The organism is Sphingobium trunci (assembly GCF_022664535.1).
Lineage (GTDB): Bacteria > Pseudomonadota > Alphaproteobacteria > Sphingomonadales > Sphingomonadaceae > Sphingobium.
Window position 1 is genome coordinate 34,774 of the sequence record NZ_JAKUJY010000022.1, and the last position, 16,716, is coordinate 51,489.

Here is a 16,716-nt window from a genome sequence, read left to right on the forward strand (position 1 = left end):
ATGGATCTTTCCACCCAACATTCGCGTCACCAGCGGGTTTTGAAGCAGCGCAACCTGCTGTTCGCCGCGACCGGCGCGCTGGGGGTTGCGAGCGTCCTGCTGCTGGGCGTCACGCTCTCGCGAGATCGCGAAATAGTGTTGCAGCCGGTCCTGCGCTCGTCACTCACTGTCTCGAGCGCGGGCGTCAGCCGGGATTATCTGGAAATGATCACCCGCGATGCCGTGCTGCTGACCCTCGATCGTAATCCACAAAATCTCGAATATTGGATGGAGAGCGTTCTCGCCATTTCCTCGCCGCGCGCGCAGGGCAGGCTCAGGGCCGATCTCATGAAGATTGTCGAGGAACAGCGGGGATCGTCGATCGCGCAATATTTCACGATCCAGTCAATGACCATCGACACCGACCGGCTGACTTCGGAAGTGACGGGCGAACTCCATACCATTGTTGGCAGCAAGGTGGTTTCCAAGCAACTCCGCACCTTCCGCTACCGCTGGGAATATGCGGGCCTGACCCTGAAGCTCATCGGCTTTGGCGTGGTCGAGGAAGAAAAAGGGAAGAAGCCATGATGTCGGCGCCCGTCATCGTCATCGTCACCGTCATCGGCAGCGCCGCCTTCGTCAGCCGTGCGCTGTGCATGACCAGCCGCCTGATCGGCGTCGGACTGTTCGGGATCGCCCTGTTGCTGCTGAGCGCGCCTGCCTTCGCCGACCAGACGATCATGGCCGCGGACAGCGCGCAGGTCGATTGCCAGGCATCGGCCAAGGATCTGACGCGGATCAGCCTGGTCGAAGATGAGTTCGCTAGCGTGTCAAAAATCGCGTCCGGCAATCCGGCGGAAGATTTCTCGGTCGTCAATGAACCGGTGCGCGGCGACATCTACCTTTCCGTGCCCGATGGTTTTGCTAAGCCGGCTCTTTCCTTCTTCGGCACCAGCAAGCGCGGCTATGTCTATAAATTCGTCTGCCGCGTCGGCGGCGATCAGGCGGCACAGATCTTCGTCTCCAATCCCGCGATCGCAAGCGAGAAAGCGGCGGAGGAAGGACAGCGGCAACGGCCTAGCCCACAGGATGCCGCGGTCGAGTTGATGCAGGCGATGGCCGCCAATGGCAATGTGCAAGGCTATGAGATGCGGCAGCGCGCGCTTCGCCCCGTCCAGGTGGGTGATCTCAAGGTCCAGATGATCGCGGAATATCGCGGATCGGACCTCACCGGCAAGGTGCTGCGTATCGAAAATAAGGGCGCCAAACCCGTTGACCTCGACGAGACGACGGTCGCGCCCGTCAACACGCTGGCCGCCTCGATCGCGGAGCCGCGTCTTGGCCCGGGCCAGATCACGACGGCTTATCTGATCTCGCGAAATGGGAGGCCATAATGGTTCTGGCTGATCTCTTCTCGCGCAAGCGCGAAAGCCATGAAAGCAGCGAAGCGGAAGGCGAGGACGTCTCTCCCGTGAGCGCCGACCTTGCCGGCAATGAAGCGATACGGGCCAAGCAGCGGCTCCTGCTGGCCGGGGCCGCCGGTATTGGTCTTGTCGCCTCGTCATTCTGGATCTTCGGCGCTGACGAGAAAAAGCCTGATGTCGAGGCCGAGAGCGGCGAGCGGATCGATGTGTCCACCAAGGATCTGGTGAACCGCAACCTCTCTCAGCAGGAGTGGATGGCGATGTCGGAAAACCAATTCCAGGCACAGGAAAACCAGCTGAAGGCCGTTGGCGGTCAGCAGCGGCGCATGGACCAGCTGGCGGCGCAGGTCGAGGCCTTGAAAGCCCAGAATCAGGCCATGCAATCCGACGGCCAGCGCGTCCTCACCGCCTATCAGGCCGAGAATGAGCAATTGAAGCGCCAGATCTCCGATCGGCGCATCACGCCACCACCCACTCCAGGCCCCTCCGCGCTCTACGGGGCCAATGGCCCGCAAAGCTATCAGCGCCCCGACGGGCCGGCAGGGACGGGTACGCAGCGGACCGCAGAAGCGCTGCCACGCGGCAACGAGGTCAAGATGGTGAGCTTCACCAGCAGCGATACGGGTACCGCCTCTAAGATCGTTAAGGGCAGCACTGTCTATACCGACAGCCCCAATTATCTCCCACCCAACAGCTTTGCGCGGGCGCGGGTGATCGTGGGTGTAGATGCCAGTGCCGGGGTCAATAGCCAGACCGATCCCCTCCCCGTCGTGCTGCGCATCACGGGCCCTGCGCGCTCGGTCTTCGCCAATGGCAAGCTTCTCACCACCCGGATCGAGGGCTGCCTCGTCAATGGCGCCGCGCGCGGCGATCTCTCGGCTGAGAAAGTCTATGTGAAACTCCAGAAGATGACCTGCCCGCAGCCCGGCGGCCGCTATGCGGTTTCGGAGGTGAAGGGCTTCATTGCCTTTGGCGGCAAGACCGGGGTACGCGGCCGCGTGGTGTCCCGCGAAGGATCGCTGGTGACGCAGGCATTCATGGCGGGCCTCGTCGGTGGGTTCGGCCGTGGATTTTCGGCCAATGCCAACAGCGTGTTCCAGGGCACTAATATCAGCACCAATGGCAAGCGGGACAATCTTTCGACCGGGGATATCCTGGAAGGGGGCCTCGGCGAAGGCGTCGCCCAGACCGGGGACATGGTGTCCAAATATCTGATCGAGCGCGCCGAGCAATATCAGCCGGTGATCGAGATGCCGACCGGCATCGATGTCGAAATCATCTTTCTGGAGGGTGTCTATGTCCGCAATTGATTGGGCTCGCCGCGCGACCGGCGCGATGCGTCCCTCGCGCATTGTCATAGCCGCTTGCTGCTCTGTTGGCCTGGCGAGCCTCGGTCTCGCGGCCGACGTGCCGGAGGCGGACATGGCGGTGCGTGACGCGCTGAAAGCCCGTCTGCCGAAAACGCCGGTCGGCGCGATCGATTGCGCGAAGGTGAGGGGCCTTTGCGAAATCACCGCTGGCGCCAATCTCTTCTATGTCGATCCCGCCGCGCGCTATCTCATCATCGGCCGCATCTACGACATGCAGACGCGCCAGGATCTGACCGCGGCGCGACTGCTGGAAATGAACCCGGACATGCTGGTTGGCGCGGCGGCCTCCGCCAATGCAGCGGCGAATGTCACTGGCCAGGACGCGCGGCGGGCGGTTGCCGCGGCCGCCGGCGGCAAGGCCGATCTCGGGCGGACGCCCGCCGCGCCGGTCCTGCGAAAGCTCTCGCTCGATGGGCTGGGCAAGGAAGGCGCAATCATTTGGGGCGATCCGCGGGGCCAGGCCGTCACCGTCTTCACCGATTTCCGCTGCGGCTATTGCCGTGCTCTCTCCAATGTCCTGCGTACCATGAAAGTGAAGGTGATCGAGCGGCCGATCTCGGTGCTTGGCAGCCGCGATATTGCCGACCGTGTCTATTGCGCCAGGGACCGGGAGCAGGCGGTACATGCCGCCTATGCGGGCGAGCCGATGCGCGGCGGGTCGACCTGCGATACCACCGGACTCGACGCCAATGAGGCTTTTGCCCAAAGCCATGGTCTCAACGGCACGCCGGTGATCGTGCGGAGCGACGGCGCGGTGCTCGAAGGCTATCGGCCGCGAGAGTTTCTCGAGCAATGGCTGAAGGAGGGCCGGTCGTGAGCCGGACGATCACCGCGCGGATGTGCGTCCGACGCGGGTGCGGTCTCCTTGGCCTTGTTGTGCTTGGCGGCTGCGCGGGCTTCGGCGGTAACGTCAAGGGCAGCTTCGCCTGCGCCGCGCCTGATGGCATCTGTGCGCCGAGCGCGCAGATCGATGACCGCGCGCTGGCCATGATCACCGCCGATCCCTCGGCAGAGCCGATGCCGGCTGGCCCCTATCGGGAGCAGAACGGAAAGCCGCCTCCAACGCGTACCGCCAAAGCCCAGCCCGTGGGCGCACGGGTCACCGCTGACGGAACCCGAACCCGCGAGCGCGTGATGCGGATTGTCTTCTCTGCTTTTATTGACGAGCGTGGACGCTTGCACGAGGCGAGCGCCATCCACGCCGTCGTCGCGCAAGGAGAGTGGCAAAGCGCGGCGGTGAATGATCCGGCTCCAACCCGCAACGCGCTAGCCGCCGCACCGGAAATGCCAAGTCTCGCGGAAGCGGTCGATCCCACCTTGCCAACGCTCGCGGCGGTGGAGGCGGCGAGAGCGCGCAAGGGCGATCCTGTCGCTACCATCAAATCGGATGTGGCGCGCCGCCTTGCCGCCCCTCGGCGCGATGCGCGGCCTGCGGCGGCGAGCGCCATCGGAAAAGCGACCGCCACTCCGACGCTGGTCCAGGAGGGGACGGGGACACCCGCCCCGGATGCGAAGCCGCCCCTCGCTACGCCACCCGCGCCCACGATGCGCGCAGCCGCCTTTCCCGGCGGCGTAGCAAAGGACCAATAATGGCTAAGTCCGCCTTTCTCGACCGCCTGATGGGCACAATGCTGGGGGATACCAAACAGCCCGACACCGCCAGGCCGGATCTTGGCGTGCCGATGCTCGCCCACTGGCTCCCCTATCGCAGCTATGACGCGAAAACCGGGATTTTCTACAACAGCGCCTCGCGCGGCTTCGTGCTGGAAGTGGCGCCCATGGTGGGCGCGGATGAGCGCGGCGGCGAAATATTGGCCCAATTTCTGTCCGAGGCGATTCCGACGCCGGGCTGCCTGCAATTCCACCAATGGATGAGCCCGCGCGTGGGCGAACTCCTCTCCAAATGGTATGTGCCGCGATACCAGGCACATGGCATTTATGAGCGCATGGCCAGGCACCGGGTCGAATGCATGACCGATGGCGTCTGGACCTCGCTCTCGGCCGACGCGCCCTTTTATCTTCGCAATCACCGCGTCGCCATTTCCTATTCCACCCCTGAATCCTCGCGCGTCTCCAATGAGGAGATTGCAGGCGTGATGGACGGCCTCATCTCCGCGCTCGCCTCGATCAATGTGTCGGCGCGCCGGATGGATCCCGAAGCGCTCATCGCCTGGATCGACGACATCACCTCGCCGACCACGGCGCCGGGCGAGGATGCCGTCAGCTATAATCCCCTCGACAGCATCGCCGACCAGGCGATCCGCCGCGACATCGAGATGCGGGTCGAAGCCGATCGCATCTTGCTGCGAACCGAGCGCTTCCGCCCGACTGGGCGCGAGGTCGACGGCACGCCCGAGATTGGCGAGATCTACCCGGACGTCTTTGACGTACGCTCCTTTTCTGTCCGCAATCTGCCCCAGCGCTGGGCGCCGTGGGATGTCGCACGACTGATTGGCGACATGTTCACCGACAAGCTGCGCATGCCCTGTCCGGTCGCGACCAATCTGTGCATCGACTTTCCCGACGTGGAAGCGGCCAGCAGCAAGGCGGGCTTTAAATATATGCGCACGACCAGCCTTGCCGACAGCAGATCGGCCCGCTTTCTACCGCAGCTCAAGGAGCAGAGCCAGGAATGGCGTTATGTGAATGACGAGATGAAGCAGGGGAGGAAGCTCGTCCGGCTTTTCTATTCGGTCACCGCCTTTTCGCCCAAGGGCAAGGGAGACATCAATGAGCGGGTCTTGAAATCCGTCTATCGCGCGGCCGGCTGGGATCTGCTCGACGATCGCTATCTTCAGGTCATGGGCCTGCTCTGCGCCATGCCCATGACCATGGCGAACGGCCTCGCCCGCGATCTGGAGCGCATGAAGCGGATGCGCACCATGTTGACGACGACCGCCGCCAATCTCGCTCCGCTCCAGGGTGAATATCTGGGCGGCTCGATCCCGCATCTGCTGCTGGTCGGCAGGCGGGGTCAGCCTTTCTTCTGGAGCCCGTTCGAGAACAGCGCGGGCAACCATAATGTCGCGGTGTTCGGTAAATCCGGGTCGGGCAAATCGGTCGCGCTTCAGGAACTGTGCGCCTCGCTTTGCGGCGCCGGCGCTCGTGTGGTCGTGATCGATGATGGCCGCTCGTTCGAGCATTCGGCCAAGCTCCAGGCCGGCGCCTTTGTCGAGTTCACCATGGCGTCGGGTTTCTGCCTCAATCCCTTCAGCATGATCGACGCGGATCTCGCTGCGAGCGACCAGGATTATCGGCTCGATTGCCTCGCCATGCTCAAGGCCATCGTGAACCAGATGGCGCGCCATATCGATACGCTGAACGACACCGAGCGCGGGCTCATCGACGGCGCGGTCAATGAGGTCTGGGAGGAGAAGGGTCGGGCTGGCGCCATCGACGATGTGATCGCCGCGCTCGACCAGACCGGCAATGCGTTGGCCGCGGCGCTCGGCATCGCCATGCGGCCCTTCTCGTCCCGCGGCACCTTCGGCAGCTTCTTCGTGGGTGAGGTGTCGTTCGAGCTTTCGGCCAATCTGACCGTCTTCGAGCTTTCCGATCTCTCCTCGCGCGAGGAGTTGCGCAGCGTGGTGCTGACCGCGATCATGTTCATGGCGCAGCAGATGATGCGCAAGCTCGACCGATCCATTCCCAAGGCGCTGCTGCTGGACGAAGCCTGGCAGATGCTGCGCGGCGGGGCGATGGCGGACTTCATCGAGACCTATGCGCGCACCTGCCGCAAATATGGCGCGTCGCTGGTCACAGCGACCCAGTCCCTCAACGACTATTATAAGTCTGCCGGTTCGATCGCGGCGCTGGAGAATAGTGACTGGTTCGTCATTCTTCAGCACAAACCGGAAACCATTGCCGACTTCAAGAAACATGACCGCTTCGAAATGGACGACTATACCGACGCCTTGCTGCGTTCCTTGAAGCGCAACGGCTTTGAATATTCCGATATCCTGATCAAGGGCCCGGAGACATTGGCGGTTGGCCGGCTGGTCCTTGATCCCTATTCGGCTACCCTCTTCTCATCGAGCCCCAAGACCTTTGCCGCGATCGAGCAAATGGTAGGGCGGGGGATGCCGATGAGCCAGGCGATTGGACGGATCGCCTTCCCCGATCGGCCAGACAAATGGACGGCGGGCCCCGGTGATCTTGCCGAAACAGCGGAGTGAACGCCATGCAGCTGAGCCCCATAGCCCGTCATGGCCATCCCGCGAGGCACCGGAGACGTCGGCGCCTCGACTGGGCGGCGATCGCCTATGCCGGCCTGCGCCTCGCCGGCTTTTGCGCGGGCGTCCTGCTCATGAGCTGGGGGATGTTTATCCTCTTCTTCCTGTCGATTGGCGGCTTTTCGATCGAGGGCATGATGCACCAGCTCGGCAATCTGACCGCCCGCTATCTCGCCGCTGGCCCCGATCGGATCGCCTCCTTCCACCGCGAGCTGCTCGCGGCCCATGCCTTCATCACCCTTACCATCCTTGTCTTGCGGCGGCACCGCATTCTCCCGGCAACCACGGGGCAGGGGAGCGCGCGCCATGGCTGAGCAGCAGGAACTCGATCTCCCCACGCCCCCTTCCTCGCCTCTTCCGGCGACGCCCCGGCGCGCCAGCCTGATTGCCGGCTTCACGCGCGGCCAGCTTGTCGCGGGAGCCGCCCTCGCGTTGGGCCTCGCCTGGGGGATGTGGGTCACGAAATCGCTGCTGATGCCGGACCATCCCCGCATCGTGTCCGCCCGCCTGTCGGCGATCGTTGGGGACTATGTGCGGGCGCAGGCCCATAGCGCGTCGCCAAGACCCCAGGTCCAGGTGGAGATGCGTCGCTTCATGGCGGCGCTCGACGGGGAGTTGCAGCGCCGCTCGCAAAAAGGCGAGATCGTCATGGTGGGCGAGGCGGTGCTGTCGAAGACCGTGCCCGACGTCACCGAGAGCATCAGCCGGGCGGTTTACGCCTCGGGCATAGCGCGACCCGGAGAGGCCAGCGCGCAGGAGATGCTCTCGCTCCAGCAGCAGGCGATGGGGCCCGTCCAGGCCGCGCCCTTGGCGCCGCCTGATGGGACGACCGATCCCATGGCACTGGTGGCGCGCCAGACGAGCGAGGGGACGCGGGCCTTCGCCGGTTGGCCTGATCCCGCTCCGCCGACCCCTTATCCCGGTGCGTCCGTCTCGACCTTTGGAGGTCCCGATGGCGCAAGCGGTCAGTGAGGCGCCCGTGCCGCGTTGGCGTCCGCGCGGGCGGGCCTGGGCGATGCTGGGTGCCGGGCTGCTCGGATGGGCGGCCCATGGCGCGATCCGCGATTGGCGGGATAGCCATGCCTTTCTCGTCAACCTGACGGACTCGCTGCCTAACTGGGCCTTCCTGATCCATCGCACTCGTGCGCCGGCACGTGGCGACTATATGTTCTTCAATGCTCCCCGCAATGTGCTCGTGACGCGCCATTTTGGCGCCACGCCGCCGATGTTCGGCAAGCGAGTCTTCGGCATGCCCGGCGACACGATCACGCATGATGGCCCACTGGTCCGCGTCAATGGCAGGCCGGTCGCGCGGATGAAGCCGGGCACGCGCTGGGGCGAAATGCTGACCCCTGGACCGACCGGCGTGATCCCGCGGGGGTGCTATTATGTCGGCACGTCGCACAAGGACGGATTCGACAGCCGCTACGCGGAGATCGGTCTCATTTGCGCCCGGCAGATCATCGGCATCGGGGAGCCGGTGCTATGAAGGGGGCAGCGGTTGGCGTCCTCGCCGGGATCGCGCTGGACGCGGTGTTACTCGTCGGCGGTTCGATGCGCGGGGAGGCGAAGGATTATGGCCAGGCTGGTCAGACCTTCCCGGTGATCGAACCCGATCTGCTCGCGACCATCGAAGCGCGGCTCAGCCAAGCCGAGGCGGGCGGTGAACTGGCCCGCATGAACGCGGCCTTCGCCAGGCGCGTGGAGGCCAAGGTCCGGCGACCCGATCCCGTGGCCGGGATTACGCCCGCGCGAGAGGCGCGAAGCTGGCAGTTCGATCCGACTGTCACCGTCGAACAGGATATCCGCGATCCTCAAGGCAGGCTGATCGCGGCGGCCGGGCAGAAGATCAACCCGCTCGATTTTGTGACCATCCGCCAGGATCTGGTGTTTGTCGACGGTGATGACGCGGAGCAGATGGCCTGGGCGACCACGCGCTACAGCGACGTGAAAGCGAAGATCATCCTCGTCGGCGGTTCGCCGATCGAGGCAATGACCAGTCGGAAACGTCGCTTTTATTTCGACCAGGAAGGGCGGCTCACTGGCAAATTCGGAATCCAGCACACTCCGGCCGTGGTGAGTTCGGCCGGCAAGCTTATGCAGGTGAGCGAGCTGGTCATCAAACCGGGGAGGGCGACCTGATGCCATTCTGGCTCGATCTCCTGTGCACACCCATGGCCGCGTCTGAAACCCGCTTCCTTCGTTTCATGCGCCATGCGTGGCAGGGCTTGTGCCTGGCGCTTGCCGCGACGATATTGTTGTTCGCGCCGATGCGGGCATCGATCGGTCCGCTCGCGCCGCGGCTTGCCGCCGGCCTTATCCTGCTGACCGCGGTGCAAACCTGCATCTATTTCCGCGCCAAAGGCCGCGCCGACAATGCCCATCTTGCGGTAATAGGGGAGGGCGAGGATTGCGCCTGATCCGCAGCCTCGCGCTGGCCTGCGTCTGCGCCGTCCTTGCCTTCGCTCTCTTAGCTGAGCGTGCCGAGGCCGCTGGCCCGCCCTGCCACGGCAAATTCGTGAACCCGATCACCGACGTCTGCTGGTCCTGCCTGTTCCCTTTATCCGTGGGCGGCCTCAAAATCTGGCCCGGCAACCGGCCCGATCCCGGCAACCCTGCCTCGCCGATCTGCGCCTGCACTGATCCTCTCCCGCGCATCGGCATCTCGGTCGGTTTCTGGGAACCGGCGCGCCTCGCCGACGTGACGATGAAGCCCTGGTGCTTCCCCAATCTCGGCGGCATCCGGGTCGCGCCGGGGTTCGACATCGGCCAGGGTTATATCGCAGGCCCGTCCATGGTCGGCGGCCGTTCGCAAAGCACGGCCAAATGGCATGTTCACTGGTATGTCTATCCGCTGCTCTATTGGATGGAGCTGCTGACCGACTTTGTCTGCTTCGAACAGGCGAGCTTCGACATCGCCTATATGACCGAGGTCGATCCGCTTTGGCAGGATGACGCGCTCTCGGGTCTCATCAACCCGGAAGCGATCGTCTTCGCGAACCCGATCGCCCAGGCCGCCTGCGCGGCGGATTGCGTCGCGGGGACCGCCGACCTGCCGCTCGACCCGCTATTCTGGTGCGCGGGCTGTCAGGGGTCCATGTATCCCATGAACGGGAACATAGCCTCGTCGATCGGCCATGTGCAGTCCTCACGGCTCGCTTTGTCGCGCTTTGCCTACAAGATGCACCGGCAGGGCCTTGCCTGGGGCACCATGGGCTCCAAGGGCCTGTGCAGCAAATATCTGATGCCGATCATGCGGAAGCAACAATATCGCTTCCAGATGGTGAACCCTATACCGACCGTGTCGGGGCGCTTCGCCTGCTCGGCCATCGGCGCATCGACCTTCCCGCCGGACGCGGGCCGCGCCTATCCCGCCGCCGGTGAGGATATGGGTTATCTGGTCTGGCGCAAGCGCAACTGCTGCGTGTTGTAGGGCAGGGACAAGATGCGCCTCTCCACATTCGGGCTTGCCCTCATCCTCGCCACTGTCGGCATCTCCGCGCTGATCGCCCAGAATGTCGAGGGTCTCGACGTCCAGATGATCAAGCAGCGCTCGCTCGCGAGCCAAGCCGAGGCTCAGGCCTTTGTCGACGAGGTCAAGGATCGGGGCCATGCCTTCCGCGCGGATGCGCTGGAGGCGCATCGGGGCGGGACGGAGAATATGAAGCGCGTCGCCGCGAACGATCCGTCGACAGGTCCCGCCGGGCCGATCGATTTCGACGCGATCGTTGGAGGCGCCGCGCAAAACCTGGACGCCAAGGCGGGCGAGGCGCCGCAATTCATCGCCTTTGCCAGCCTCTCCATGCCGCCTGCGTCGCTGAAGCAGATGATCCGCGATACCGCGGCCGCCGGCGGCATCGTCGTGTTCCGGGGTTTCCCCGACAACAGCATGAAGGCCTTCGCTGCCCGGCTTGGCAAATTGGTGGACGAACAGGACTTCGCCCATATCGGCATCGATCCCCGCCTCTTCCGCGCCTTCGATGTGCAGGCGGCGCCGACCTATGTGGCGGTCTCCTCGGACTTTGATCTGTGCGCCGGGTTTGACTGCCGGACCCGCGTGCCGCCGCATGACCGCATCACCGGCAATGTCACGGTGCGCTATGCGCTGGAGAGTTTTGTCGAAGGCCAGGGGCCGGGCGCGCGCGTCGCGGCGGTCGCCCGGTCCAATCTCGACCGGCGCCGGCCATGAGGCGGTTCACCTTCCTTTTCTCGATGGTCGTGCTGGGCGTGGCGATCCCGACGCCCGCGCAGATGACAAGCCAACAGGCGCGCGAGGAGGGGAAGGCGCTCGGGAATGCGATGCGCGGTGACGACAACTGGGTGCCCAGGGACGAAGCACAGGCAGCGATCGTACCGGGCTATCAGGGTAGGGAACCGCCCCAGACGGACTATTATGGCGATCCCGACAAGCTGGTCAGCGACAGCAATGCGCAAAAAGGGGCGAGTGAGGTCTATCAAATCTCAACCGACGCCAACAAGACCCGGCCGACCTTCTTGAGCGATGAGATCAAGGCGGTCACGGCCAAAGCCAATGCCATCGAGAATGATCTCTCGACCCAGCTTGGCGGAGAATCGATCAGCGGCGGTAGCGGTGAATGCGAGCCCCTGCCGGCGGAAGATGCCCAAATCTATCATGATGCCACCTGTGACACGGGCATGGTCGTGCGTTCGGTGCCATCGGAAACCATCCACAGCTGTCCGCCGGGCTGGACGCTGGGCGGTACAAGCTGTTCGCTGACCGAGACGATCCCGGCCAGCATCAGCTATGGTTGCGATGCTGGCTGGAACTTGAATGGGTCGAAATGCGCGCAAACCCTGCCTGCCAATGTGAGCGCCTATAGCTGCCCTGCCGGGTGGGCGCTGAATGGAAGCCGGTGCAGCCGCACCCTGACCCAAGGCGCCGAGCAGACCGGTTTCACCTGCCCCAACCGCTATAGCCTGGCGGGTTCGGTTTGCCAGACGACGGTAAACGTGGGCGCGACGCCGGTCTATTTCTGCCCGAGCGACTATGCATTGTCGGGAACCAGCTGCGTGCGCAATTTCAGCTATACGGCGACGGCGACCGTTTCATGCGAGCCAGGCTGGGCCCTGACCGACATGACCTGCTCGCGCCAGCTGTCGCAGCCCGCGGCGGAAAACTATGCCTGCCCCCCGGGCTACAGCCTCGGCAACGGCACCTGCTCGCAAAGCGCCAATTACCAGGCGACGGCCACCTATCGCTGCCCAAGCGGCGCCGCGGTCGAGGGCGACAAATGCGTAACGACCAGCACGACCTCGGCCACGCCCGCCTATGCCTGCCCATATTATTATTACAATCCGGGCGACATGTTCGGGGGTGGTGGTCCCTATTGCGTCATGCGCAAGGCGGAGTTCGCGAATGGAAAATGCGCGCCCACCGGTACAAATCCGGGCAGTATCGCGTTTCTCCGGGAGCAAAAATCTTCGGGCGGCACCTTCTGCCTCTATAAGCCGCTCACGACCTACACCTGTCCCAGCGCGGCGTGGAACTTCGACCCGACCTATAATCAGTGCGTCTCGAACGTCATTCAGGACGGTGCCGTGACCTATACCTGTCCCGACGGCGGCGATTTGCAAGGCACGACCTGTTATCGAACCAATGTGACTGGCTCGAGCCTCACCTATGTCTGCCCCGCGGATCATGCCTTGTCCGGGCAGACATGCGTTACATCGGAATACAGACAAGCCAACGTCCAACACAGCTGTCCCAGCGGCGGCGCGCTGTCGGGCACGACTTGCACGGTGAATGAGCAGATCGCTGCCTCCGTCAGCTATTCCTGCCCCGACGGATATGACCTGAGTGGCTCGACCTGTTCCCGCACGGACAACGTTCCAGGCACGCCCGTCCATGCCTGTCCCACCGGCTATTCGCTCGGTGGCACGACCTGCACGAAGACCGAGGATCAGGCAGCAACGCCGATCTACGCCTGCCCTACGGGCTTCGTACTTTCAGGAAGGCAATGCACCGCAACCGTGGCTGCGCGGCCCACCTATTATTGTCCAGCTGATTTCACGCTGTCCAGGCAAGAATGCTCGCGAATCCATGGCCAGCCAGCATCCGCGCGCCAGCAATGTCCGGCGGGTTCGAACAGCAAGCCCGACGGCACTTGCTACGCCGAAGATCCGCGGAGCGATTGCGGCACGCTCGAAGCCAATCCCCAGTGCAGCTGGAAATATGACAATTGCCTGGACGAAGAACCGTCCGGCGAGGCCTGCAAGATGACCGAGCGGGTGTTCCGCTGTCCGGTTCCGGAGGGAACGGTGCGGCAACCGTCCAAATATGTGTGCGGTGACGATGTCTATTGCATCAATGGAGACTGCGAAGCGATCCAGCGCGAGGCGTCGAGCGAATTCAAGGATGCGCTGACGGCGCTGCATGCCATCGACACGGCGGGGAAGGATTTCGATCCCGACGACATGCATGTGTTTCCTGGGACCCGCGACACCTGCCACAAACCGATCTTCGGCGTCGTCAATTGCTGCGCGGGCAAGGTGTCGGGATTGCTCCCGCTTGGTATCGGCGGCGCCGCGCTCGCAGGCGCGCTCAACGGCAATGTGGCGGCGCTGGCCGGCGTGGCGACGCAATTCCTCACCACCTTCCTCTGCTCGACGGGAGAGAAGATGCTCGACGTCAAGGATCGCATGGGCTTCTGCACCTTTGTCGGTAGCTATTGCTCCTCCAGCCTTCTGGGAGTGTGCACGACCAAACGGAAGGCCTACTGTTGCTTCGAGAGCAAGCTCTCGCGCATTCTCCAGGAGCAGGGGCGGCCGCAGATCAACAAGCCGTTCGGGAAGCCGAAGCATGAGCGATGTGAAGGCTTCACGGTTGACGAGTTTTCGCGCCTCGACCTCTCGGCGATGGATTTCACCGACGTCTATTCCGACTTCATGGACGCGGCCAAACTGCCCGACGAGGTGCAGACCGTGGCGGACATCCAGCAGAAGATACAGGCATATTATGATCTTCATGCCCAATGAGATGGTGGAACCCGGCGGTCCTTTTGGCTGGGACATGACGGCGTTCGAGCTGGCGATCTTCGTCTGCGTTTTTCGCAGCCACTCGCCGATGCAGGTCGATGAGATCTGTCGCGCCGTTGGCCGTTGGTTTGAATGCTCGATCCCGCGCGAGATCATGGCCGAGACCATCGGCCACATGATCGGGCGGGGGTGGCTCATCAAGAGCAAGGATCGCATGCGCGCCAGTGTTCAGGGGCGTGAGGTTGCCCGGCCGCTCATGAACGGCATCATCCGCATGCTCGACCAAGGCACGCGGCTGCTCGACGTCGCGCTGATGATGTCGCTGCTGCAGCTTACCAGGGGAGAATTGGACAGCGCGCCGGGCGGACACTGAACGCTCGGCGCGACCTCATGCGAAAGGAGGAGTTTCGATGGACAAGGTAAGGAAGCGCCCGATCGCCATGCTCGTGCTCGCCGCTTTGGCGCCGGCGGTCCTGGCTGGGTCGGTATACGCGCGGGAAGCGTCGGCGGGTGCCGTTGGCGGTGAAGACCAAACGCCAGGCGACGATTTCTATTGCGGCGAGCGCAAGCTCGGAGAGTGGTTCTATTGCACTCGGTCCAAAACCACGCCGCGACCGAACGCCGGCATCCCGCGGCCCAGCGCCGCTGAGAAGATGGCTGTGATCACCAGCCAGCTCAAGGAGCTGAAGGCCCGGGCGATCCTGGAGCCGAGCGAAGAGAATATCATCGCCTATGTCCGTTTCCAGCGCGAGCAACTGGATCGGGCCTCGACCTTCTCCGATACCTGGCAGCGCGCGCTCTGGCAGAACCCCGATCTTGATTATACGCTTCAGCGCCCGGTCAGCACCGTGGGCAAACGCGCCTGGCTCGACAATCGCAAGGCCGATCGCGACGCGGTGCTCGAAAGCCTCAGCCAAAGGTATGGCCTCTTCTATTTCTACGCCCAGAGCTGCGGCGCGTGCGAGATTTTCGGGCCGATCCTGCGGTCGGTCGCCGACAGCCACGGCATGGCGGTAATGGCCGTTTCCATGGACGGCGGTCCCAATCGCGATTTCCCAGAATATGTGGTCGATGCCGGGCAGCGCGCGCGCATGGGTGTCCCCGGCAACGAAACACCGGCGCTCGCCCTATTCGACACCGCGACCCGGCGCACGATCCCGATCGGGTTCGGCATGCTGAGCGCCGACGAGATCATGGATCGCATCTTCACGCTTACCAACACCAGGGTCGGGAGTGATTATTGATGGAACAGGATTCCCAGCGCGGCCGCCTGCGCGGCCTTTTCCGCTGCGCCGGGTCGAGCGTGACCATGCTCGCGGCCGCGCACTTCGCCTTCATCGGCGTTGCCGACGCCAATGTGGCGTCGGAGATGAACAACTTCTTCAGCGAGGCAGGTGGAGCGGCGAATGTGACCGGCCCGTCGGCTTTCCAGGGTCAGTCCGCTGGCCATTATTCGCTGGGCAATGTCTGGACGCGCTTTCCGCAGAAAAGCGTCTCGCCGTTCAACCTGCAATTGCCGAGCGCCCGCGCTGGTTGCGGCGGCATCGATCTCTTCTCGGGCTCCTTCTCCTTCATCAACGCCTCGGAGATCGTGGCGATGCTGAAGGCGACCGCCAATAATGCGCTGGGTTTCGCCTTCAAGCTGGCGATCGATTCTGTTTCCCCGGAGATCGGCAAGGTGATGGACGAGCTCAGCCAGAAAGCGCAGCTCCTAAACCAGATGAACATTTCCAGTTGCGAGACGGCGCAGGCGCTGGTCGGCGGCATCTGGCCCTCGATCGACACGGCGCGCGCGACCATCTGCGAGGCGGTGGGCAACAGTCAGGGCGTCTTTTCCGACTGGGCCGCCTCTCGCCAGGGCTGCAACAATGGCGGTAGCCGCGACAGCACGATCGCGGGCAATAGCGATGCCGCCATGAAGGACCAGCTCGTTGGCCAGGACCATAATTATACCTGGGAGGCGCTCCGAAAATCCGCGAAATTCGGCGCGTTCGACCAGGATTTCTCGGAATATATCATGACGCTGGTCGGCACGATCGTCACCCGCGCGCCCACCGGCTCGAACAATGGCGGGAACGTGGTGATGGTTGGCCCGGCAGAAGAGGCGGTCATCACCGCACTGCTGGATGGCACGGCTGATGCGCCACCGGTGAAGGTCCTCAAATGCAATGACAGCGATTGCTACGATCTCGGGGAAGCGACGCTCAGCATTCCGGCGTCGGCGGCTCTGCGCCCACGCATCCGCGACATGATCAGCGACATGAGCGCGAAGGCCCGCTCCAACAATGCGCTGACCGCCGCCGAGAAGCAGTTGCTCAATCTCGCAACCATCCCGCTCTACAAGATACTGACGGTTCAGGCCTTTGCCCATTATTCGTTAACGCAAGGCGAGATCGAGGCGCTGTCCGAGATCGTGGCGGTCGATATCCTGAACGCTATGCTCGACAATATCCTCGACAGGGTGGAGCAGGCGAAAGTCCATTATCAGACCGCCGACCAAGCCACCGCCGAGCAGTGGAAAGCGCAGATATCGGCGACCCGGCAGAAATTTGGCGCGCGCGAGGTCAAGCTCAGCAACAAACTCCAGCTTACCTATCAGGTCATCAACCGCAGCGTCTTCCTGGAATCGACCCTGCAAAACTCGATGTCGCCGGGCATGGCGGCAGCCCTCAACTTCTCGCGCGGTCTTGGCGCGCAAGGTCTGAACTAGAAAGG

Annotated in this window: 16 protein-coding genes and 1 pseudogene; all 17 read left to right on the forward strand. The window is 63.6% G+C overall.

From position 1 onward, the window contains the following. The 17 genes and pseudogenes from MJ601_RS16925 to MJ601_RS17005 all read left to right on the forward strand — a co-directional run bounded on the left by MJ601_RS16925 (window position 1) and on the right by MJ601_RS17005 (window position 16,711). Window positions 1-567: a type IV conjugative transfer system protein TraE gene (locus tag MJ601_RS16925; protein WP_242128540.1), complete on the forward strand. Its 567-nt coding sequence runs from the start codon at window positions 1-3 to the stop codon at window positions 565-567. Next, window positions 564-1,373 carry a type-F conjugative transfer system secretin TraK gene (locus tag MJ601_RS16930; RefSeq protein ID WP_242128542.1) on the forward strand — a complete coding sequence of 270 codons (810 nt, stop codon included), beginning with the start codon at window positions 564-566 and terminating at the stop codon, window positions 1,371-1,373. The genes MJ601_RS16925 and MJ601_RS16930 overlap by 4 nt, the downstream gene beginning before the upstream one ends. Next, window positions 1,373-2,713, forward strand: a complete 1,341-nt coding sequence (locus tag MJ601_RS16935) for a TrbI/VirB10 family protein (protein ID WP_242128544.1) — start codon at window positions 1,373-1,375, stop codon at window positions 2,711-2,713. The genes MJ601_RS16930 and MJ601_RS16935 overlap by 1 nt, the downstream gene beginning before the upstream one ends. Continuing rightward, window positions 2,700-3,590 carry a DsbC family protein gene (locus MJ601_RS16940; RefSeq protein WP_242128546.1) on the forward strand — a complete coding sequence of 297 codons (891 nt, stop codon included), beginning with the start codon at window positions 2,700-2,702 and terminating at the stop codon, window positions 3,588-3,590. The genes MJ601_RS16935 and MJ601_RS16940 overlap by 14 nt, the downstream gene beginning before the upstream one ends. Next, on the forward strand, window positions 3,587-4,363 hold the full coding sequence (locus tag MJ601_RS16945; protein WP_242128548.1) for a TraV family lipoprotein: 777 nt from the start codon (window positions 3,587-3,589) through the stop codon (window positions 4,361-4,363). Before MJ601_RS16940 ends, MJ601_RS16945 begins: the two co-directional genes overlap by 4 nt. Beyond that, window positions 4,363-6,948, forward strand: a complete 2,586-nt coding sequence (gene traC, locus MJ601_RS16950) for a type IV secretion system protein TraC (RefSeq protein ID WP_242128549.1) — start codon at window positions 4,363-4,365, stop codon at window positions 6,946-6,948. Before MJ601_RS16945 ends, traC begins: the two co-directional genes overlap by 1 nt. A gap of 5 nt (window positions 6,949-6,953) precedes the next feature. After that, window positions 6,954-7,319: a hypothetical protein gene (locus MJ601_RS16955; RefSeq protein WP_242128551.1), complete on the forward strand. Its 366-nt coding sequence runs from the start codon at window positions 6,954-6,956 to the stop codon at window positions 7,317-7,319. Then, window positions 7,312-7,977 (forward strand): TrbI F-type domain-containing protein, encoded by a 666-nt coding sequence (locus tag MJ601_RS16960; RefSeq protein ID WP_242128553.1) that lies wholly within the window; start codon window positions 7,312-7,314, stop codon window positions 7,975-7,977. The genes MJ601_RS16955 and MJ601_RS16960 overlap by 8 nt, the downstream gene beginning before the upstream one ends. After that, the gene (locus tag MJ601_RS16965; protein WP_242128555.1) at window positions 7,958-8,494 is read left to right on the forward strand and encodes a S26 family signal peptidase; all 537 of its coding nucleotides are present in this window, start codon (window positions 7,958-7,960) and stop codon (window positions 8,492-8,494) included. Before MJ601_RS16960 ends, MJ601_RS16965 begins: the two co-directional genes overlap by 20 nt. Next, window positions 8,491-9,147, forward strand: a complete 657-nt coding sequence (traW, locus tag MJ601_RS16970; RefSeq protein ID WP_242128557.1) for a type-F conjugative transfer system protein TraW — start codon at window positions 8,491-8,493, stop codon at window positions 9,145-9,147. Before MJ601_RS16965 ends, traW begins: the two co-directional genes overlap by 4 nt. Further along, window positions 9,147-9,425 carry a hypothetical protein gene (locus tag MJ601_RS16975; protein ID WP_242128559.1) on the forward strand — a complete coding sequence of 93 codons (279 nt, stop codon included), beginning with the start codon at window positions 9,147-9,149 and terminating at the stop codon, window positions 9,423-9,425. Before traW ends, MJ601_RS16975 begins: the two co-directional genes overlap by 1 nt. Further along, window positions 9,416-10,438 (forward strand): conjugal transfer pilus assembly protein TraU, encoded by a 1,023-nt coding sequence (gene traU / locus MJ601_RS16980; protein WP_242128561.1) that lies wholly within the window; start codon window positions 9,416-9,418, stop codon window positions 10,436-10,438. The genes MJ601_RS16975 and traU overlap by 10 nt, the downstream gene beginning before the upstream one ends. A 12-nt stretch (window positions 10,439-10,450) precedes the next feature. Beyond that, window positions 10,451-11,194, forward strand: coding sequence for a type-F conjugative transfer system pilin assembly protein TrbC (gene trbC, locus MJ601_RS16985; protein WP_242128564.1), 744 nt, complete (start codon window positions 10,451-10,453; stop codon window positions 11,192-11,194). A 1,934-nt stretch (window positions 11,195-13,128) separates the two neighbouring features. Beyond that, a pseudogene (locus MJ601_RS22140) lies at window positions 13,129-14,001 on the forward strand (conjugal transfer protein TraN); the annotation flags it as partial. After that, on the forward strand, window positions 13,982-14,374 hold the full coding sequence (locus MJ601_RS16995) for a hypothetical protein (protein WP_242128565.1): 393 nt from the start codon (window positions 13,982-13,984) through the stop codon (window positions 14,372-14,374). The pseudogene MJ601_RS22140 and the gene MJ601_RS16995, both read left to right, overlap by 20 nt. A gap of 67 nt (window positions 14,375-14,441) precedes the next feature. Further along, on the forward strand, window positions 14,442-15,245 hold the full coding sequence (locus MJ601_RS17000) for a conjugal transfer protein TraF (protein WP_242128567.1): 804 nt from the start codon (window positions 14,442-14,444) through the stop codon (window positions 15,243-15,245). A gap of 65 nt (window positions 15,246-15,310) precedes the next feature. Beyond that, window positions 15,311-16,711: a conjugal transfer protein TraH gene (locus tag MJ601_RS17005; protein WP_242128611.1), complete on the forward strand. Its 1,401-nt coding sequence runs from the start codon at window positions 15,311-15,313 to the stop codon at window positions 16,709-16,711. The last annotated feature ends 5 nt before the right edge of the window (window positions 16,712-16,716 follow it).